Annotated in this window: 25 protein-coding genes and 2 tRNA genes; 22 read left to right on the top strand and 5 right to left on the bottom strand. The window is 38.7% G+C overall.

Translation table 11 applies throughout. The annotated features are described in order from the left end of the window. The first annotated feature begins 107 nt into the window (after positions 1 to 107). The 4 genes from J7E57_RS01565 to J7E57_RS01550 all read left to right on the top strand — a co-directional run bounded on the left by J7E57_RS01565 (position 108) and on the right by J7E57_RS01550 (position 4,281). Positions 108 to 1,715 carry a S41 family peptidase gene (locus J7E57_RS01565; RefSeq protein WP_215129937.1) on the top strand — a complete coding sequence of 536 codons (1,608 nt, stop codon included), beginning with the start codon at positions 108 to 110 and terminating at the stop codon, positions 1,713 to 1,715. 151 nt (positions 1,716 to 1,866) lie between these two features. Beyond that, positions 1,867 to 3,000 (top strand): histidine decarboxylase, encoded by a 1,134-nt coding sequence (locus tag J7E57_RS01560; RefSeq protein WP_215129935.1) that lies wholly within the window; start codon positions 1,867 to 1,869, stop codon positions 2,998 to 3,000. Positions 3,001 to 3,074: 74 nt separating this feature from the next. Then, positions 3,075 to 3,671: a short chain dehydrogenase gene (locus tag J7E57_RS01555; protein WP_215129933.1), complete on the top strand. Its 597-nt coding sequence runs from the start codon at positions 3,075 to 3,077 to the stop codon at positions 3,669 to 3,671. 244 nt (positions 3,672 to 3,915) lie between these two features. Further along, positions 3,916 to 4,281, top strand: a complete 366-nt coding sequence (locus J7E57_RS01550; protein ID WP_215129931.1) for a GNAT family N-acetyltransferase — start codon at positions 3,916 to 3,918, stop codon at positions 4,279 to 4,281. Between the two features lie 365 nt (positions 4,282 to 4,646). Here the strand turns inward: J7E57_RS01550 and J7E57_RS01545 are convergent, their stop codons facing one another. The 4 genes from J7E57_RS01545 to era form a co-directional block, all read right to left on the bottom strand. Further along, the gene (locus tag J7E57_RS01545; RefSeq protein WP_215129929.1) at positions 4,647 to 5,156 is read right to left on the bottom strand and encodes a GNAT family N-acetyltransferase; all 510 of its coding nucleotides are present in this window, start codon (positions 5,154 to 5,156) and stop codon (positions 4,647 to 4,649) included. Between the two features lie 317 nt (positions 5,157 to 5,473). Continuing rightward, entirely contained in the window at positions 5,474 to 6,775 is a 1,302-nt protein-coding gene (gene der, locus J7E57_RS01540) for a ribosome biogenesis GTPase Der (RefSeq protein WP_131534193.1), read from the bottom strand. Between the two features lie 154 nt (positions 6,776 to 6,929). Next, positions 6,930 to 7,436: a TlpA family protein disulfide reductase gene (locus J7E57_RS01535; RefSeq protein WP_215129927.1), complete on the bottom strand. Its 507-nt coding sequence runs from the start codon at positions 7,434 to 7,436 to the stop codon at positions 6,930 to 6,932. A 16-nt stretch (positions 7,437 to 7,452) separates the two neighbouring features. Next, on the bottom strand, positions 7,453 to 8,349 hold the full coding sequence (era, locus tag J7E57_RS01530; protein WP_215129925.1) for a GTPase Era: 897 nt from the start codon (positions 8,347 to 8,349) through the stop codon (positions 7,453 to 7,455). 114 nt (positions 8,350 to 8,463) lie between these two features. Here era and J7E57_RS01525 point away from each other — a divergent pair. From J7E57_RS01525 to J7E57_RS01515, 3 genes are all read left to right on the top strand, one after another. Further along, a tRNA-Met gene (locus tag J7E57_RS01525) sits at positions 8,464 to 8,539 on the top strand. 75 nt (positions 8,540 to 8,614) lie between these two features. Next, positions 8,615 to 8,686, top strand: a tRNA-Glu gene (locus J7E57_RS01520). A gap of 248 nt (positions 8,687 to 8,934) precedes the next feature. Further along, entirely contained in the window at positions 8,935 to 10,185 is a 1,251-nt protein-coding gene (locus J7E57_RS01515) for a site-specific integrase (protein WP_215129923.1), read from the top strand. Between the two features lie 477 nt (positions 10,186 to 10,662). On the opposite strand, the gene J7E57_RS01510 is transcribed toward J7E57_RS01515, so the two are convergent. Further along, positions 10,663 to 10,929: a helix-turn-helix domain-containing protein gene (locus J7E57_RS01510; RefSeq protein ID WP_215129921.1), complete on the bottom strand. Its 267-nt coding sequence runs from the start codon at positions 10,927 to 10,929 to the stop codon at positions 10,663 to 10,665. A gap of 673 nt (positions 10,930 to 11,602) precedes the next feature. On the opposite strand from J7E57_RS01510, the gene J7E57_RS01505 reads away from it, so the two are divergent. From J7E57_RS01505 to J7E57_RS01435, 15 genes are all read left to right on the top strand, one after another. Further along, the gene (locus J7E57_RS01505) at positions 11,603 to 12,079 is read left to right on the top strand and encodes a single-stranded DNA-binding protein (RefSeq protein WP_251029756.1); all 477 of its coding nucleotides are present in this window, start codon (positions 11,603 to 11,605) and stop codon (positions 12,077 to 12,079) included. Positions 12,080 to 12,127: 48 nt separating this feature from the next. Next, positions 12,128 to 13,201 carry a DUF932 domain-containing protein gene (locus tag J7E57_RS01500; RefSeq protein WP_215129919.1) on the top strand — a complete coding sequence of 358 codons (1,074 nt, stop codon included), beginning with the start codon at positions 12,128 to 12,130 and terminating at the stop codon, positions 13,199 to 13,201. Positions 13,202 to 13,469: 268 nt separating this feature from the next. After that, entirely contained in the window at positions 13,470 to 13,640 is a 171-nt protein-coding gene (locus J7E57_RS01495; protein ID WP_215129917.1) for a hypothetical protein, read from the top strand. Positions 13,641 to 13,658: 18 nt separating this feature from the next. After that, positions 13,659 to 14,075: a hypothetical protein gene (locus tag J7E57_RS01490; protein ID WP_215129915.1), complete on the top strand. Its 417-nt coding sequence runs from the start codon at positions 13,659 to 13,661 to the stop codon at positions 14,073 to 14,075. Beyond that, entirely contained in the window at positions 14,068 to 14,562 is a 495-nt protein-coding gene (locus J7E57_RS01485) for a hypothetical protein (RefSeq protein ID WP_215129913.1), read from the top strand. Before J7E57_RS01490 ends, J7E57_RS01485 begins: the two co-directional genes overlap by 8 nt. Then, positions 14,559 to 14,999 (top strand): hypothetical protein, encoded by a 441-nt coding sequence (locus tag J7E57_RS01480; protein ID WP_215129911.1) that lies wholly within the window; start codon positions 14,559 to 14,561, stop codon positions 14,997 to 14,999. The genes J7E57_RS01485 and J7E57_RS01480 overlap by 4 nt, the downstream gene beginning before the upstream one ends. Positions 15,000 to 15,059: 60 nt before the next feature. Next, complete coding sequence (locus J7E57_RS01475) at positions 15,060 to 15,476, top strand: hypothetical protein (RefSeq protein WP_215129909.1); 417 nt, start codon at positions 15,060 to 15,062, stop codon at positions 15,474 to 15,476. A 53-nt stretch (positions 15,477 to 15,529) separates the two neighbouring features. After that, positions 15,530 to 15,763, top strand: coding sequence for a hypothetical protein (locus J7E57_RS01470; protein WP_215129907.1), 234 nt, complete (start codon positions 15,530 to 15,532; stop codon positions 15,761 to 15,763). Next, entirely contained in the window at positions 15,744 to 16,112 is a 369-nt protein-coding gene (locus J7E57_RS01465; RefSeq protein ID WP_215129905.1) for a hypothetical protein, read from the top strand. Before J7E57_RS01470 ends, J7E57_RS01465 begins: the two co-directional genes overlap by 20 nt. Positions 16,113 to 16,163: 51 nt before the next feature. Then, positions 16,164 to 16,556 (top strand): hypothetical protein, encoded by a 393-nt coding sequence (locus J7E57_RS01460; protein WP_215129903.1) that lies wholly within the window; start codon positions 16,164 to 16,166, stop codon positions 16,554 to 16,556. Between the two features lie 75 nt (positions 16,557 to 16,631). After that, positions 16,632 to 17,270 (top strand): PRTRC system protein E, encoded by a 639-nt coding sequence (locus tag J7E57_RS01455; RefSeq protein WP_215129901.1) that lies wholly within the window; start codon positions 16,632 to 16,634, stop codon positions 17,268 to 17,270. 16 nt (positions 17,271 to 17,286) lie between these two features. Continuing rightward, on the top strand, positions 17,287 to 17,505 hold the full coding sequence (locus J7E57_RS01450; RefSeq protein WP_215129899.1) for a PRTRC system protein C: 219 nt from the start codon (positions 17,287 to 17,289) through the stop codon (positions 17,503 to 17,505). Between the two features lie 15 nt (positions 17,506 to 17,520). Next, positions 17,521 to 18,693, top strand: coding sequence for a hypothetical protein (locus tag J7E57_RS01445; protein ID WP_215129897.1), 1,173 nt, complete (start codon positions 17,521 to 17,523; stop codon positions 18,691 to 18,693). Continuing rightward, positions 18,690 to 19,415: a prokaryotic E2 ligase family D protein gene (locus J7E57_RS01440; protein WP_215129895.1), complete on the top strand. Its 726-nt coding sequence runs from the start codon at positions 18,690 to 18,692 to the stop codon at positions 19,413 to 19,415. Before J7E57_RS01445 ends, J7E57_RS01440 begins: the two co-directional genes overlap by 4 nt. Then, positions 19,412 to 19,921 carry a ThiF family adenylyltransferase gene (locus J7E57_RS01435; RefSeq protein WP_251029755.1) on the top strand — a complete coding sequence of 170 codons (510 nt, stop codon included), beginning with the start codon at positions 19,412 to 19,414 and terminating at the stop codon, positions 19,919 to 19,921. The genes J7E57_RS01440 and J7E57_RS01435 overlap by 4 nt, the downstream gene beginning before the upstream one ends. The last annotated feature ends 200 nt before the right edge of the window (positions 19,922 to 20,121 follow it).

Genomic DNA, 20,121 nt, shown 5'->3' with positions numbered 1-20,121 from the left:
ATCGCTCCATCGCGTTAATTAATGTTAAATATTATAAACAAAAGACATGAAAATGCAGTTAAAAAATATATCAACTCGCTAATTTTCATAAATTTGCAGTAACGCTGATGAAAAAAAATACCCGAAATAACATACTGATTGCTGTGAGCTATTCTGTAATTTTAATAGTAGGTATGTTTTTGGGCATAAAATTCATTAAAGACCAAGGTTTTGGCGTTAAAAAAAGCCCTCAGCTCGCTAACAATAGCGACGAAAAATTAAACGAAATCTTACACATCATCAACGGCAATTATGTTGATGACATCAATACCGATTCGCTTCAAAATTTACCTATTGATAGTGTTTTACACCAACTCGATCCACATAGTGTTTACCTGCCGCCAACCGATGCGCAAGACATGACCGATAACCTGGAAGGGAACTTTGAAGGTGTGGGCATAGAATATTATATGCTTAACGATACCATGATGGTTACCGGCGTGGTTAAAGATGGCCCTGCTTACCAGGCGGGGATAAAACTGGGCGATAAAATCCTAAGTATCGATACGGCAGTTGTAAGTGGAAGAAATTTACCAAAAGACCAACTTACGGGCCGTTTTAAAGGCAGATCAGGAACGGGTGTTAGCGTGGTGCTTTTACATCCAGGTGCACCACAAAGTAACCGCATTATGGTTACGCGAGGAAAAGTAAACATCAGTAGTATTGATGCCGCTTATATGATCAATAACGAAACAGGTTATGTACGGATCAGCAAGTTTGGCGCCAATACCGATAATGATTTCTCTGTTGCAGCCAATAACCTGAAAGCAAGGGGCATGAAAAAACTGATTCTTGATTTGCGTGACAATGGGGGTGGTTATTTTACTGCTGCTACAGGTTTGGCCGATCAGTTTTTAGCCGAGAACAAACTTATAGTATATACCCAGGGTAAACATGAGCCACGTACCGATTATTTTTCTACGGGTACTGGCGCTTTTCAAAATGGCAAACTGGCCGTCCTGATTAATGAAAATACCGCTTCGGCCAGCGAAATTGTTGCTGGAGCCATCCAGGATCTGGGACGCGGAATTATTGTTGGCCGCCGCTCCTTTGGTAAAGGATTGGTACAAGAGCAATTTGCTTTTGGCGACGGTTCTGCATTGAACTTAACCATCGCTAGATATTACACACCATCTGGTCGCAGTATCCAAAAATCGTATAAAAAAGGTTACGACGCCTATAAACATGAATTAGACGAGCGCATGATGGACGGAGAGCTTACCGGAGACCGGACCTCTTTTCAAGATTCTATTGAGAAAACAGAAGGCGTAAATATTCAGCCCAACAGGAAAGTTAAACCGATTGGCGGTATCCAGCCTGATGTATTTGTAAAACTAGACACAAGTGGCTACAATAAGTTTTACAGCAATTTAGTGAGCAAAAAAGTGCTTTCTGATTATGTATTTAATGTACTTACCAATAAGTATAGTGCCAGTTTTGTAGAGCAGAATATCAATATCTTCACTATAAATGATAACGACTTTAAAGACTTTATCGGGTATCTTCAACGCAAAAATGTAGCGATAGACCGCTTTCAATTGTATAATTCGAAAAATGTGATTCTGAATGATTTAAAAGCTTTGCTTTGCCGTTATTATCTGGGCGATGTAGGCTATTACAAGGCTACAAACCAAACCGACAACGCCGTAAGACAAGCGCTACTTAACCTTCAATAGCCATATTTTATATTTCATGGCAAATCAATCTAGGGGCCAAAAAGAATTTTGATTCCACAAATTAAACTTATTACAGAATAATATTCTTAATTCAAAACAAATAATAATACTATATTTTGTTTTGTTAATTTTGCCAGCAAATCATATGTTTATGGAAGCGAGCAAATTACAGGAAAAAGATCAACAGGTATTAAATGATCTATTAGAGAACGTTAAGAAACAGACCGATTTATTCTTAGGTTATCCCGTTTCAAAGGACTTCGATTATCAATCACTTTCAGATTTTTTAAAATATCCGATGAACAACCTGGGTGATCCTTTTGTTACTTCAACCTATGCCGTAGGCTCACGTGAACTCGAAAAAGAAGTAGTCCAGTTTTTTGCTGAACTTTTCCGTGCGCCTGTAGATAACTGGTGGGGTTATGTAACCAATGGCGGCTCAGAAGGAAATCTTTATGGCTTGTATCTTGCCCGCGAATTACATCCAAAAGGAATGGTTTATTATTCTGAAGCTACACATTATAGCGTACAAAAGAACCTGCACTTACTCAACATGTCAAATATCGTCATCCGTACCCAGGAAAATGGAGAAATCGATTACGAAGACCTTGAACACACCATTAGGATGAACCGCCACATGCCTGTTATCATTATGGCCAATATTGGCACCACCATGACTGAAGCACGTGATGATGTGGCCAAAATTAAAAGCATCTTAAAAAAATTGGCTATCCAACATTATTATATCCATGCCGATGCTGCACTTTCTGGCACCTACAGTGCATTGATTGAACCCAGACCAGCATTCGACTTTGAAGATGGCGCAGACAGCATCGCCATTAGCGGTCATAAGTTTTTTGGCTCGCCGATGCCTTGCGGTGTGGTGATTGCCAAAAAATCGAACCGTGATCGGATTGCCCGTTCGGTGGCTTACATCGGGAGTGTTGATACCACCATTACCGGATCTAGAAACGGCCATAGCCCCTTATTTTTATGGCACACCATTAAACGTTTGGGTATAACAGGTTTAAAAACCAGGGCCATGCACAGTTTAGCAACTGCAGCTTATACCGAGCAAAAACTTAAAGCGCTGGGTATTGCAGCGTGGCGAAATGCGAATGCCATCACCGTAAACTTCCCTACCCCATCTGCTACAATCTGTAAAAAATGGCAACTGGCAGCTGAACAGGGAAATTCGCATATCATCTGCATGCCCAACGTAACGCAAGCGCATATCGATCTTCTGATTACCGACCTAAAAGCAGAAATTGTGTTGCAGGATTGACGCGATACAAACATTTTAATGATCCCGATGTTTAATAACGACGCTAATCTGGCATCCACATTAAACATATTTATATGAAAATAATAATTGTAGGTGCTACAGGCACATTGGGCAAAAAAGTAGCTGAAGCTTTTGCACAAAAACATGAGATCATCCGCGTAGGAAATACCAAAGGCGATGTTCAGGTAGATATTACCAATGAAGCATCGATTAAAGCCATGTTTAAGCAGATTGGGCCATTCGATGCCTTGATCAGTACGAGCGGAAAAGGCCCTTTTGCGCCGGTAAGCCAGATGACGGGTGAGGTATTTAAGAGCGGCTTACTAGACAAACTATTGGGCCAGGTTAACCTTGTGCTTATCGGTCAGCATTACATTAATAAAGGTGGCTCATTTACGCTAACTTCGGGCATATTGGCTGATCATCCCGTTGCAGCAGGCGCCGTACTAAGCGCAATAAATGGAGGATTAAATTCTTTTGTTCTCGCTGCTGCTCCAGAACTCGAAAATGGGGTTCGTATAAATGCCATCAGCCCTAACGTGGTTGAAGATTCACCTGCTTATTTCGATTCTTTTCCCGGCGAAATTCCGGTTACCATGGAGAAAGTAGTTAAAGCTTACGAGAAAAGTGTACTAGGCATTGTAACAGGACAGGTAATAAAGGTTTATTAATTACGCTCGGCATTTTAAGACATTTTTTTTAACAAAAGCTTGTTCTAAAATTTTGGTTATTCAAAACCCAAAGCTTTATATTAGTCTATCTAACAAACTCAAGCATGATAGAAACAGAACGCCTCATTTTAAGACCACTAACACACGATCAACTTTTAAAATACATTAAAGATGATCATTCACTTGAAGAAGAGTTTGGCCTTTTGCCAACCAAAAAAACATTTCTCCTTCGCTTCATGATGCTTTGGAAGAAACGATTTTACCTAACGTTTTCGATAAGGATAAAGATTATCTGTACCATACCTTATGGACAATCATATCTAAACCCGATCATAGAATGGTAGGCGATATCTGTTTTGTTGGTGAGCCTGATCCAAATGGCGAAATTGAAATTGGTTATGGTACTTACGAAGAATTTAGAGGTAAGGGCTTTATGACGGAAGCCGTGGGCCGATTAATAGAATGGGCTAAAGCGCAGGCAAAAGTGAAATCCGTTTTTGCCGCCACTACAAAAGATAATGTAGCCTCGTATTCCATTTTAGAAAAAAACAACTTTATCCATATTGGAGAAGTTGATGATATGTTAAGCTGGAAAATTGAATTGAAATGATGTTGGAGGCACGGATTAATTTTGTCACCGAGACGCGGAAAACCATGCGTTAGGATACGATTTGCCGAAAGGATAGATAGCCAATATAGAAATCATGCTCTTATTATCGTCATCCTGAGAGGTTAGTTTTAGGAAAAGCAAAGGAGGGGTGATGCAGGTCAGTAGAATCGTCATTTCGACCGCAGTGGAGAAATCTCTGAAGTATGTTAAAGATTTCTCTCCCGAAGATTCGGGACTGCGCTTCAGTCGAAATGACGACTGATTTTCTAAACCTGTCCTCTAGTCTTAGCGTCTCGCTAAGATATTAATGATTTTATCACAGTATAAATTTCGTTACGAGCCACCTTGATGCACCTGACAATGCGCTACAGCACAATCTCAAACAAACTTAAACTGATTCCTTCATAGTGTTTCGGCAGTCCATCAGTTTTTTCCATGGTTACCATCCCAACATAATCAAAGCCACAGCCTGTATAATATTCGAGTAGTTTTTCATTATCTGCCCAGGTGTCCATTCTGATAAACTTAATGTTATTCTTTGCAGCGTAATCCTTAGTCCATTTGATAATTTCCTTCACAAAAGAATAACCTCTAAATTCGGGATGGGTTACAATCCTATGAATATAAATCGCATCATGATCCCGCTCTCCCCAAATTAACTGATCGTTAAACGTAACGGCAAATACACAGGCCACCACGCCATCTACAAGAATTTTATATTGGCGGTTTTCATCAATTTCGGCTTGCACCATTTCTCTACTAAAGCCTTGCCAATGTTTATTAAATACTTTCTTCTGGTGGGCAATAGCCATATCGTAAAACTCGAAAATGATATCGATGTCAGCTGCCAGGCTATTTTGTACTTGTAATTGCATGAAACAAAGGTAAGGGTATTTTCTGACCACAGATAAGAAGATAAACACAGATCTGGATATTGGCCGTCATTCCCACGCAGGTGGGAATCTTAAAGCTTGTGCATTAGGGTTCCCAATCAACCCGATAGCTATCGGGTTGGGAATGACGATCTCTATAAATATCGCTTCAGCCCCAATGTTGTGTAAAAAATGATCATTCAGAATGACAAAAAACAAAACAGGGCTGCTTTCGCTATGAATGCAGCCCTGTTTTAAATAACATTGGTTTTAGGCATATTGGCCTTACGCCTTCCACCTTTAAACCCTCAACCTCAAACTTATTTCTGTCTGAAATAAATCTGAATTGGTGCACCGGAAAAATCGAAGTTTTCTCTTAATTTATTCTCGATGAAACGCTTATATGGATCTTTAATGTACTGTGGCAAGTTGCAGAAAAAGGCAAACATTGGCGAAGTAGCATTAATCTGGGTGATGTATTTTATCTTAATGTGTTTTCCTTTTAATGCTGGTGGCGGGAATTTTTCGATCAACGGCAACATTACATCATTTAATTTAGATGTAGGAATTTTCTTACTACGATTTTTATAAACTTCTAAAGCCGCTTCAATTGCTTTGAAGATACGTTGCTTATTTAAAACTGAAGTAAACACAATTGGCACATCGGTAAACGGGCGGATACGCTCATGAATCTGCTCTTCAAAAGCTTTCATTGTTTGGGTATTCTTTTCGATCAAATCCCATTTGTTAACCAAAATTACTATACCTTTTTTGTTCTTCTCGGCCAGGTGGAAGATGTTGATATCCTGACTTTCGATTCCTTCTACTGCATCGATCATTAATACCACAACATCAGCTTCTTCTAAAGCTTTAATGGTACGCATTACCGAATAAAACTCCAGATTTTCTTTAACCTTGGTTTTTTTACGTAATCCGGCAGTATCGATCAGCATAAACTCATGACCGAACTGGTTATAATGAATTTTGATTGAATCGCGGGTTGTACCTGCATTTGCGGTAACGATATTACGCTCTTTGCCAATTAATGCATTAACCAAAGAAGATTTACCCACATTTGGTCGACCTGCGATGGTAATTTTAGGCAATTGGTTTTCTTCTTCAGGAATATCTTCGAAGTTTTTAACAACCTCATCCAACAACTCTCCTGTTCCAGAACCCGTCATTGATGATAATGCATATACTTCGCCTAATCCAAAACCATAAAAAGTATGGATTTCGTTATATAATGCGGTATTGTCTACCTTATTTGCACAAACATAAACAGGCTTATTACTTCTGCGCAATACCTGGGCAATGTCATCATCCAAATCAGTAATGCCTGTAGTTACATCAACCATAAAGATTAAAACACTGGCTTCTTCGATGGCGATCATTACCTGCTCGCGGATGGCGGCTTCGTAAACATCTTCTGAATTGGCTACATAACCACCTGTATCGATTACGGTAAATTGTCTGTCTGTCCATTCGCCCACTCCATAGTGCCTATCGCGGGTTACCCCGCTGATATCATCTACAATCGCCTTACGGCTTTCGGTTAATCTATTAAAAAGGGTGCTCTTGCCTACGTTTGGCCTGCCTACGATGGCTATAATATTACTCATGGTGTTCTTTTGATAGTTAATGGCTTATAGTTAATGGTCGTGATGTTTAGGCAAGCTGCTCAAACTATTTGGCTATCAGCCATTGACTATCAACTACTAACCGATTTATTTCGGGCTGCAAAGGTAAGGTTAATTTTCGTAACCTCCATTAATATTAATTTTTATACTTTTCTAAAAGTCCTTTTATCACCTCTTCTGTTAATTGATTTCCTTGTAATAAAGGGAAGCCCTCCCACCTAACAATTCCTTTCGGATCGACGAGAATAGCATGTGGAATACCTTTAACCTGAAGTGAGTCTTTTACCGTTCCCTTAGTGTCTATGGCTTCAAAATAGTCGATTTTAGGATTATTAAAAGCTTCTACTTTTTCTGCTGCTTCATCAGAAACACCAATAATTACAATTTTATCGGCATATTTTTTCTGGATATCGTTTAATGTAGGGATATATGCCCTGCATGGTCCGCACCAGGTTGCCCAAAAATCGATCAGTACAAACTTCCCTTTGGTATTGGGCTGTTTTGAAATCCATTTCTCAACAACTAAGTCTGGAGCCTTTTCGTTCAGGATAGATTTTGCCCACAATTTTTTACCATTGTTTGATTCCTGGGCAAAAGCTGCTGTACCGATCAGCAGCAAGAGGAACATTAAATTTTTCTTCATATCCTAAAAATCGAAATTAATTATCGTAACCGAAGCTTTTTAAATAATTCTTTTTGCTTCGCCAATCGGGAATTACCTTCACAAACATCTCCAGGAAAACCTTGTTGTCTAAAAATTTCTCAATCTCTAAACGTGCTTCGGTACCTACCTTCTTCAACATGCTTCCACCTGTACCGATTAAAATGTTCTTTTGCGAATCGCGTTCGACCACAATTTCTGCAGTAATCCTGATCAATGCGCCTTTGCCATTTTTCATTTCCTCTTCTTTAAAACTCTTCACAATTACCTCAGTACTGTAAGGAATTTCTTTCTGATAATTAAGGAAGATTTTTTCTCGGATAATCTCCGAAACGAAGAAACGTTCTGAGCGATCGGTTAAATCTTCTTTGTCGTAATATGGTGGATGTTCTGGCAACATTTCGAGCACACGATCCAATAATCCGTCGACATTGTGTTTATGCAAAGCCGAAATTGCATAAATAGCAACCGGATTTAGCTTCTCCTGCCAGTAGGCAATTTTCTCATCAACCTGTTCTTGTAATGCTTTATCTATTTTATTGATGAGTACAATTGTAGGGATATTACGATTCAGAATTTTTTCCATAACGTCTTCCTCATCGTGCGCTTCGTTGATGTCGGTTACGAACAAAAGTACATCGGCATCGGTCAAAGATCCGTTAACAAAGCTCATCATACTCTCTTGTAAACTGTATTTTGGCTTAATTATACCGGGAGTATCAGAGAAAACGATCTGATATTCTTCTTCATTTACGATACCTAAAATGCGGTGTCTTGTGGTTTGTGCCTTAGGAGTTATAATGCTAAGTCGCTCGCCTACAAGCACATTCATGAGGGTAGATTTACCTACATTTGGTTTACCTATTATACTAACAAAACCTGCTTTATGCGCCATTAAAATATTTTTTAAAAAAAATTTGCAGCACAAAGAAACGAATTATATCTTTGCATTCCAATTCGGAAACAGAGTTAAGGATTTAATTCAAAGAAAAAAACGAGTTGTATAGAGTGCGGGGTGGAGCAGTTGGTAGCTCGTCGGGCTCATAACCCGAAGGTCGCACGTTCGAGTCGTGTCCCCGCTACCAAGAAGTTGGGAGTTGAGCGTTTTAAGTTGGGAGTTTCTCCAAACTAAAGACTCCAAAGTCAAAACTCAGATTAATGGCCCGTTCGTCTAGGGGTGAGGACGCCAGATTTTCATTCTGGAAACAGGGGTTCGATTCCCCTACGGGCTACTAAGCTTCTAATCGAAGTATTTAAAACCCTGCAAATTGTATGATTTGCAGGGTTTTGTCGTTTATAGTGGTTTCAAAATATTCAATTTTTATCAATAAAAAAGTGAGCTTTTCAGTGAGTACTTTAATCAGTCTTACGGACTCACTGAAAACGATATAATATATTGATAATTAACATGTTAACCACACTCACATCTTGATTTAGGTTCGCTGCAAGGCTAATTTTGTTTAACCTAAATTATTGAATCATGAGTACACATTATTCCTTGCTCTTCTACCTGAAGAAACCGAAAAACTATGTTAGCGGCCCAAAAACAATCTACATGCGTATTACCGTCGATGGGATACCCAAGGAAATCTCTACAGGTCGTGAATGTGATCAGTCCCGTTGGAACTCAAAGGCCAACCGGATCAACGGCACCAAAGAAGAAAGTAAAACCCTTAATGCCTATCTCGATACCCTTGAACATAAGATGGCAGATTGCCATCATGCTCTTGTAAAGGACGGATCAGAAATTTCCTCCGAAATACTAAAATTCAAATTTTTGGGTAAAGACAGTGAAAAACACTATTTGATCACCGAGTTTTTAGACCATAATAAAAAAATGGAAGCCCTCATAGGGAAAGGGTATAAACCCAATACCTTAAAAGGATATAAGACAACGACAGGACACTTAGCAATGTACCTAAAAGAAAAACTTGGCTTAACTGATATTGATATTAAAAAAATAAATCTCGCCTTTATCTTGGGATTCGAGTTTTATCTACGTTCCGATATGTCATGCTCCGAGATCACAACAGCGAAGTATATTAAACATTTTAGAAAAATTATCAACTTATGCCGAGCTCATAAATGGATTACTGATAATCCGCTTGTATTTTACAAAAATAAAGCGAAGCCAACAGAAAAAGAATTTCTTACGCAGGACGAGCTGGAAAGAATTGAACAAAAAGAGTTTAAAATTAACAGGATTGATCATGTCCGTGATATTTTTATCTTTTGTTGCTATACTGGTTTAGCCTACATTGATGTTAAACAATTACAGGTTTCCGACATAGCCAAAGGCGTTGACGGAAAACTATGGGTACTAACGAATCGTGAAAAAACGGAAACAAACTCAAATATCCCGCTCTTGCCACAGGCGTTAAATATAATTAATAAGTATGTGGACTACCCTCCATCTGCTTCCAAAGGGTTAGCCCTACCCGTGCTAAGCAATCAAAAAATGAACAGTTATCTCAAGGAAATTGCTGATCTATGTCAAATCAATAAGGAGATAACCTTTCATAAGGCACGTCACACCTTTGCCACCACGGTCACCTTATCAAATAATGTTCCTATTGAAACAGTTTCCAAGATGCTCGGACATACCAATATTAAGACTACACAACATTATGCTAAGCTTTTAGATACCCGGGTTGGAAGCGACATGCAAACATTACAACAGAAATTGAAACTTCAACAAGATCAAACAAACGATGACACTGATAAAAATTGAATGCTCCTACGTCTGATCCTTTTATTAAGCGCGTTAGCAACTCATTACAAAAAAATCCAGAGAAAACTATTCCTGGATTTTTTTGGATCGTAGACAATCGAAAACGGTAGATGTATCGGTTATAAATTGAAAGCCTGATAATGAGTTACTCAACTATTATTAAATGTTTTTGCTATTTGTAACTATAATAAACTTAAATCGGCTCCCATTAACAGGATGCCATGATGGAACATATTCAATATATCCATACTTTACCAGTTCAGAAAGAAACTTATGGTAACTGACAATGTTACCTATCCGCGAAAAATGCATGAGCTTCTTACGGCTGGTATAAAAAAAATCCAGCGGTCGATCACTATTTTGATAGTATAACAATGCCATCAAGAGCGCAACATGATAAGATGATAACCTCTCATCATCACCTATGCATCTTATTATTTTCGAGAAAAAAGAATCCGAACTATCCATATAAATGCTCTATTTATCTCCGTTCATCAGTTTTTTAAGATCTTCAAGACGATAGTACATGCTCCCACCAATTTTTCTGTATGGTAATGTGCCGTTGATTCGTAAATTTTGTAACGTTCCCGGTGACACCTTCAATATTTTACGTACTTCACTACTCTTAAGCCATTCCCGGTCGACATCCGATTTAATCTTTCCTTCGATAACTTCCCTGATCTCCTGGACGACCTCCATTTTAAATTTCAGCAGATCTTCACGTGTTATAATTGCTATTTCCATTTGCAATAAGTATTTTATTTAAAGGCAAAGCCTTAATTGATTTCTGTAATTTGCAATATCTGCCCTGTTTTTGGCAACTGCTACCAGCTAATATATTTCATAAAGTTTCCAATTCCCGTTGACTGGCATTGAACGACATCAGATGGCTTTCAATGGCTTTAAAGCACGTATTACCTGATTGCATTAACATCAATATATTTTACCGCTGACTCTGGTCAAATTAGTTCATAAGCAATTTCAACAAATCATCTGACGCTCCCAGACCCGAAGATCCCTTCGAAATCTAATAATGGCAAAAGGTGTTCTTTATATAAGAATCAATCTTAATGATTCCTGTAATTCCCTAACATTTACCTTATCTGACTGGTATATCTCATATAGTTTTCAATTCATGATAAGCGGTATTGGATGGATTTAATGCAGTCATGAACTCACCGCTTTAACATCGATTTATTTTACGATTGGGTTAAAATTATGGGTGAATATATTTTCAAACGAAACGGACAAAAAGGCAGCCAAGGTAATGCGGTCAGCCATCACACCGCCCACCAAAAGACTACGGCATAAACGGTTTCCTCCCCATAAATGGGTCCCCTCCAATTATTCCGTTTCCTTCTGGTTTTTCACTATTGACCGCAGTAGTTGTCTGCTTTCTTTTTTTCCGTTTTTTCTTTTGAAAAAATTATTTGGAAGGCGGAACGGCAAAACAAAGAAAGGCACAGCTAACAATATTGTACAACAATTAAAATCTAAAAAAATGAACATCATTGGCAGATTAACAGCAGATGCAAAAGCAAGCATCCTCAAGGACGAAAGGTCAGTCGTAAACTTTTCTATCGCGGTAAACGACAGCTACAAAAACAAACAGGGTGAGTGGATAAAGCTCACTGAATATGTAGACTGCTCATTTTGGCAGTCTCTAAAAGTACTACCAGTACTCACGCAGGGAACATTGGTAGAACTCACAGGATGGGCAAGTGCAAGGGCGTGGACATCGCAAAGCGGTGAGCCGAAAGCAAGAATCAATTTTCACACTTCACAATTCAAGGTATTAAAAAGGGGTGCTAAAAAAGAACAAGAAACAGAAACTCCGCAGAATAGCTACACTACAAACGGGAGCAATCCTGAAAACGAAGACCTCCCATTTTAATCCGTTTCAATCAATCAATTCAACATAAACAATTTAAAATTCAATATCATGGCACACAATTTAAATTTTAACGACCAAACAGGTAAGTATTCCTTTTTCAGTGTTCAGCAAAAAGCATGGCACGGACTAGGACAAATTGTAGAAGATTATCCTACAAGCGGGGAAGCGATTAAACACGCGGGACTGGACTACGAAGTCATCAAAGCCCCTTTGTTTACCAAAGGCGGTACAATGTCGATTGATAATGATGGAGAAATAAAAGAATCTTCCGAAATCCTGTTACCTAACAATTTTGCAACACTACGCACCGACACCAATACTGCACTCGGTGTCGTAGGCAAAGACTACCATATCGTACAAAACAGAGAAGCCTTTTCATTCTTTGATGCCATTGTAGGCGGTGGGGAGGGAATCCTGTACGAGACAGCAGGAGCGTTAGGAAATGGGGAACGCATTTTTATCACCGCCAAACTGCCCGACTATATTCGTGTAGGCAATGGCGATGACGTCACCGAGAAATATATATTCCTGACCACCTCTCATGATGGTAGCGGAAGCATTACAGCCGCATTTACCCCTATCAGAATCGTCTGTCAAAATACCCTTAACGCTTCACTGCGCAGTATGAGCAATGTCGTGCGTATCAAACATACCGCAGGGGCTAAACAACGCTTGGAACATGCCCACAAAGTAATGGGACTTGCCAACAAAATGAGCATAGAGTTAGAGGGCATTTTTAACCAATGGGCAAAAGTACGGGTAAACGACAAAGAAGTTAAACGCCTTATCCAATTGGCGCTATGTCCCAACAAAGAAACTTTGGAGCATCTGCAAAAAGGTAATGAAGACGAAATATCAACAGTTTTCAAAAACACCGTAGAAGATGCCTTCGCCTATGCGATGCTATCCGATACACAGCAAATGGAAACCACAAAAGGAACTTTGTTTGGAGCGTACAATGCGGTGACAGGCTACTATCAGAATGTACGCAGTTACAAAGATGGAGAAGCCAAACTACAATCCATTGTCATGGGTGGCACAGCGCAAGGGAAAGCCCAAAAAACATTTGACCTCTGTACCTCTTTTGAAAAAATCGGTACGGATGCACTTTGCTTCAATTAATCATTAACCATTGGCAACCGCTGTAATGGTGGTTGCCTTAAAAAATCAACAATAAAACTTTCGGGAGGAACAACAGCCGACGAAGGAAAGGATGCCGTTGCCGTATGCAAATGGATCATTAAAACCAACTCAAAATATATCGATACCGATCGGTCGCACGACTACGATAGGGAAACAGTAGCCGAGTACCTTAATCAAGCTTTTCAGGATGCAGGGTATAACCTTGATGAACTTTGGAAAATATAAAAACTAACCGAATTAAATACCGATGACAATAGAAATCTATAGAGCCACCCTCAAATACGATAAAGGAAAAATAAACCTCTGCATAGTTTCTCTAAATGGAGAACAGGGAGCAAAAGAACAGATAATTTCAGGCGAAGGATGTCCCGAATCCGCCATTATCAAAATAAAAAAGTTAACCGCAAAAGCAGTGTAATCACAAAATAACAACGATATGAAACCCTTAGAAAAAATGAACAACGTAGAAAAAGGAAAATTCCTTGCGGACTTATTGCCCGAAGAACTACCCAATATAACCCCATTTATTGAGCAGGAAATACAGCGTTTTCTCAAAAATGAAGACCACAACAAAAGCATTTGGAAAGGCACTTTAATAACAGCCGATTTTTGGTACAGTCTTGTCCGGAATGTCGAAAAAGCAATAAAACAATACGGTAGCAGACTGCATAAAAATCACCGATGGTTTGCCGACCAATTATTTGATGGTTACAATGCACTGTTCACCATTAACTGCCTTGTCGAATATGCTTCTAAGGTAGAATGTAACCCAAAATTAAGGCAGGGAATACACTTCCTTTTCAGTGAAGCAAAAATAATTCAGACAACAATAACGATGAATAATTATGGCTAATTGGTGTTGTAACGAAGTAATATTTGAAGGTGAATACCTTTTGATTTTACAAATAAAAGAGCTGTTTAAAATAATGGCGGAGAATGAAGAAAAAGAACAGCGTGGGCAATTACCTGATTGGGTAAAAGCAGATGAAGGCTACTTCTTTGATATATGTTGGAATGTATCTGACAAACTCACCTATAAAACCAAATACAGACCGAATATTGACCGTCTTGCCGAAATCGCTAATGAATACGATTGTCATTTTGAATGCAAATACGAAGAATTAGGAGATGGAAGATATGGCAAGGCGACTTATATCGAGGGTATTTTAGAACATATTTATTTGGAAGCCAAAGATTTTGCGCAGTTCCATTTTGATGAAAATACTGACCAATATCATTTCGAGGGTGGAACCTACGAAAGCGAGAGCGATATATTAGAAATGATGTTGGAACGTAAAATAGCAGGTTCAATTAATAACAATCAAAATTTACCATCATGAAATCATCAGATAAACCAACAGAATACTTAATGCTAAAAGCAAAAACGGACAGCGAGTGGGATGAATGTGATTATGCAATAATTCGTATTACCGAAAACTGGAGAGAACAAATGCAAACGCGTCTGGATGCCATAGCACCCTTTTCAGGAGCTCATAATGGTCTTTGTACAATGGACTATTTCGCAGAAGTGTATTTCTATAAGGATGATAACGATATAGATTCTATGGAACTGCTTGGAGAACAACATTGGTCATTTGTAATTCCAAACAAAAAGGATATAAAATTCCTATCCGCTAATGAAAATAGAACGACGGGCTGTATGCTTGAAATTGCAACAGATGGTTGGGCGAACTACTCCACACATCGTCTACAAGACGAGGAGTCTTGGACAGTAGATTTTTCCATTGCAGAAGTGTTACAACTTTTTGATGGATGAAAGATAATTGAGTGATAGAATTACAAGGGAAGCTTACCAACAATCATCAAAATAGAAATTATGAAAATCGGAATTATCAAATACAGAAAATACGAGGAACTGGTTTTACTAGACGGCTCATTCATCACAGAAGATTTATTCAAAATCATTTTCAGTGACCCTGATTATGTAAAATTCCAAATTGTTGACGAAAAGGAAAATCTGCTATTATCCACCCATTATAATGAAACAGGGGAAGGTGTAGAATTCCTTAATGTGGTCAAAGTGACGCGCGAGGTTGAAATATTGGGAACTACATACGATGCCTACAAAACCCCTTCTATGGTACACAAAACAAAAGTAACATGGAAAGCAGTTCTTTCAGAGTTTAAAACCAAAAAGGGTGCCCAAAAATATGCAGATAGAATCAATCTTAAAGCAAAGATGCTCATTGAAAAATTTATATACAAAACCAACCACCAGCATGAAAATAATTAGCATAAACGGTTATGAATTGGAAGTAACCGACCTCAATAAAGCAATTTAACAGCATGAGCAATTTAACAGATAAAACAGAATACAGGGCACTCAGTATCATTGCCCGAATAATAAAAGAGTTTGAAAAAATGCACTATTTGGATATGAGCAAAAACGACGATTGGGATACCTGTAGCGCGAGAAATTTATTACAAGGAATTGTTGAAAGCAATGGATATAAAATCAATTATGACCAAAACAGTAAAAAACCACTTTTAAAAAATCAAGATGATGGCTTACGAAAATAATAATGATTTCACGGACTGGATTTATAACAGGTATGTGGAAGCCCTGCGAAAAAACGATACCATACGGGCGCTAGTTTTTTTAGACGTGATGAACCAATATTTCATTAAGGCACTTACCCAGAGCAGGTTCAGCAAACAAAAACGATATATGGGTAACCTGCTAAAATCCATTGAAAAAGCCCATAAAAACGGCACAGCCAACAAGCTTACCCTTATAGGAGAAGAATGGCAACGTGAATTTCAAAAAGCAATGGCAGACTACGAAAAAAATCTCCGTGAAATGGACTTTGACGAAGAGACTATAAGAGAATTAATCATTGAAAAAAGATTCAACTACGGCAACGATTAACTTTTTCAGTCGGATAGCCCAAATCAATTTCACACATTAAATACCAATGATATGGAAAACAAAAAAAATAACGCATTTGCGGACTGGCTTTTTAACCAATTTGTAGAAAAAGAAAGAAAGTATGGCAAAAGTGTCTCCCACAGATACCTTCTGATTTTTTCAAATTACGTCGAACTCGGATTTGACTATCAATGCCCTAAAATGGCAGAACAAAACGCACGTATAACCCTTTCAAGCATTGACTATGCGGTTTTCAATTGGAAAACACATCTCCTAGACCTTAAAGGCAAAGAAGGACGACAAGAACAACGCCAACGGATGAAAGCATACAAAGAAAGATTAAAAGCTTTTGGCTACTCCCAAGATGAAATAGCAAACCTGCTGATCGAAAAATACATGCTCAATAACCCTAAAGAGGAGATTTCTCCGGACAAGCTCATTTAAATACAGCCCTGTTACCGTACAATTTAACACTTAATACAATGGAAACATTTATAAAATCCTATAAAAGAACGCATCATGGACACAACTAACTTTTTTAAACAGATAGCCCAAATGAATATCACAGGTGATATACAAATTACCCTCAAAAAGGGCGCAGAGAACAATTGGATAGTATCGGTACTGCTTAATAATGAGCATTGTGGCGACAACGCAAAAAACCTTATTGTACCCTGTACCCTTAGAGGAACAGCAGAAGAATTGGACGATGATTTTTTTGGAACCATTACCTCGCCACTAGAGAGAGCATCGGGGCTGATGGTCAACATGGAATCCTTTATGAAACAATTAGAGGAATCTAAAAAGCAGTCCGCAATGGAAAAGGAAAAAACCGAAAAAGAGAAAAAGGAAAAAGACGGAAAGGACAAAAAATTTCAGGAAGCCATGTCAAAATCTACCGACTTGGAAAAAGAGCTGAAATACAAAGAATCGTGGACAGCACTACCGAAAATCGGCGACTTTCCTGAGCATTCAGAAGCCATCCGTAAGCGGATGAGAGAACTTGAAAAGTTCCTTGCACCAAGCCTTTTTAACTTCGCACCCGAACCACAGGAAGAAAAACCCGAACCCGAAAAAGGGGCTCTTTATCCCGACCATATGGTAGACACGGTAGAACAGGAGATGGAATCTGAGCATGAGGGTGAACTGGAATATTAACAAAAAATTAAAAATTATGTTACTAGCAACTCAATTAGAGCGAGTATTTATACTCAAAGATAAAGGTCAGGAAATCAAATTGACCGATCCCGAGCCAAAATGGAGTGTTGAAAGTGTTTTAAACTTCTACTCCAATAACTACCCTATTCTAACCACCGCCAAAATATCAGCCCCACAGATTAAGGATGATACCGTGCAGTACAGTTTTGAGAGTGTGATGGGAACAAAAGGATAACTAAAAATCAAAAAAATGAATCATGCAACAACATATCGTATCGGGAACAGTAAAAACACCCGAAGAAAAAAAGGGGCGACAGTTGAACCGACAGCTTCAGGAATTTGCACATTGGATGGGGCGCACAAAAGATGCGCAGGAAATCAGGAAAGACAAAAGGCAATCCGTACCGATAGCCATGCTTCCAATGGTTTTCTAAAGACTTCATTTCTGCCAAAATTAAAAATGGAACAATCTCTCCAAACTCATCAGCAAACAAGTAAACTGGAAAGGGAATTTTATATTTCCCTTTCCAGACTTGCAAAGCACTACGGGATTGAACTGCTCGAAACAGGGCAATTTTCCAACCCTTATAATATAGCACTTTCCATATGGGATGCTAAAACCAAGCTACAAAATAACGTTTATAATCTTGAAAACTTGCAGTTGGCTCAGGAAAAGAACAAAACTTTTCTGATGACGCAGGAGTGTTGCAACACGGGATTAACCCTGTACTATATCCCCGCACTTCCACTCTTTGCAATGCTTAAAGATAAAAGAAGAAGGAAAACCGCTCTTTTACTACTGTCCGTTTGCAGTTATTTATATCATGTAGCAGATATCCCCTACTACCGTCAGGAAGGCAGTTATTTATTTTGGCAGTACGAAATGATGGGTGATTGGCTTGAACAGGATGAGGAGGAGATAGATCACCCAAATTATAAAGATGAACTTAAACAGGCAGAATGGATAGGTGAGCAAATGGAACAAAAAATGTTTAACCGCAAAAATTTAGCGGTGTTTGAACACCGCTTAAATCATCTCAAAGAGAGTGACGAATTTGATACTGAATGTCTGAAAATGGCAAAAGAAGCCTTTTCACTTTATACGCTATATCCTGCCGAAAGCATTTTTAGAAATGCAAAACAAATGAATGCCGAAGATGAGGACTATGACGAGCAAGAGTGTGTACCTATGGAAAAATACATTTCCTTTTGGGCAGATAGTAGCGGTTGGCTCTCTGAAAGCATTTCTGAATGTATCAATAATGAATTTAACGAATACAGCGAACTTGATCAACCCACAATTTTCAAACGTTTTGACGGAAGTCCGTTGACAGACAAAAATCTGAATTTTGAAAATCGGCTGTTTGATTTATTAGATGAATTGATTTATCTCTTAAACACCTATAAAAAACAAAAAAAATGAACACTTTAACTGACCTTACAGAAAATTTCGGAACATTATATCATCCTAAATCGGCATTGATTTTCTATCAAACATTAACAACGCATCCCGATTGCTACGTAGAATCATTCGATATGGACAAAGACGGTAATTTAATTAATGCCCACCCCTTAACTGTCAGGGAAGCAAATGTTTTAGCCAAATCGCTTACAATAGAAAGCGGAGATAAAAAGCCCTTTTTAAAATCAAATGGTATTATTGGCAGTCATATTTTACAGATTGACCCTGTACATAATGGTATTGTAATATGGTTCAGCAAAGCACAGTCCAGGGATATGTTTTTTGTAGAAAATTTAGATATTCCAAACGGAAAAGCTAACGTACCGCCTATGCTTTGGGTAGCTAACCGAAACAAAATTTCGGTGTATGCCCTTAAAACAGGTAGCAGACCTACAGAAAAAACACCGCTTTATCATGCGCCATTTTTCAATGTGCATTCTGACGGTGCTGTGTGCATGGGTACCGTAGATGTCAGGATTAAGAAAACCGCATCACTAGAAGAATTTACCACCGCTTGGGAAAACTATTTTTTCAACTCTTATTTCAGCCACCTCATGCAGAGCCATAATCCAATAAAAGGAAACCCTGTAAGTATTTGGAAAAAGTTAATCAACACCGATAAGCATTTCCCAAAAGATGTATTAGTAAAAGCAAACCAAACTTTAAAAAACCTACTGCGATGATAACGCCCAAAAAAACAAGAGTCCACTTTACAGATAACTACCTGCTTAATCCGACTAATCCAATTGAAATCAATTTAATCGGAGCAGGTGGAACTGGTTCAAAGGTATTAACCGCCCTGCTTGAAATGAACCACAGTTTAATTGAATTGGGACATGCCGGGCTATTTGTCAGGTTGTGGGACGATGATATTATCACCGATGCCAATTTGGGAAGACAACGATTTGCGCAGAGTGAAGAAGGTTTATTTAAATCCGTTGCGCTAATCAACCGTGCAAACAGGTGGTCTGGCACAAACTGGAAAGCGGAAAGCATTAAATTTCAAAAAAATGCTTTAGGAAAACAACCCGAAAATGCACAGGCAAATATTTACATTTCCTGCGTAGACAGTGTAAGTGCACGTTTTGAAATTGCAGAAATTTTGAAAGAGGTTAACAACCGTTTGGCTTACCGCAACACCCCAAAATATTGGATGGATTTTGGGGTGCGACACGAAAGTCGCATTTAATAAGTGAAGGGCTGTAAGAAGTCCTTCCCAGTCAGTGTCCAAGACTGGTTCCCACTTCCTACGTGGGGGTTGAGCAATTGACCTTTGCGAAGCTGGGATGAAAGCCTAAGAAAGACTCTAACCATCAGAGGCAATCGGGCAAGGGAAAGACTGGACGGGTGAACGCAAGTGAATCTCCATAAGCTCCGTCACTAGCCAAC

The organism is Pedobacter sp. ISL-64 (assembly GCF_018613605.1).
GTDB lineage: Bacteria > Bacteroidota > Bacteroidia > Sphingobacteriales > Sphingobacteriaceae > Pedobacter.
This window is presented reverse-complemented; position numbering and strand designations above follow the sequence as displayed.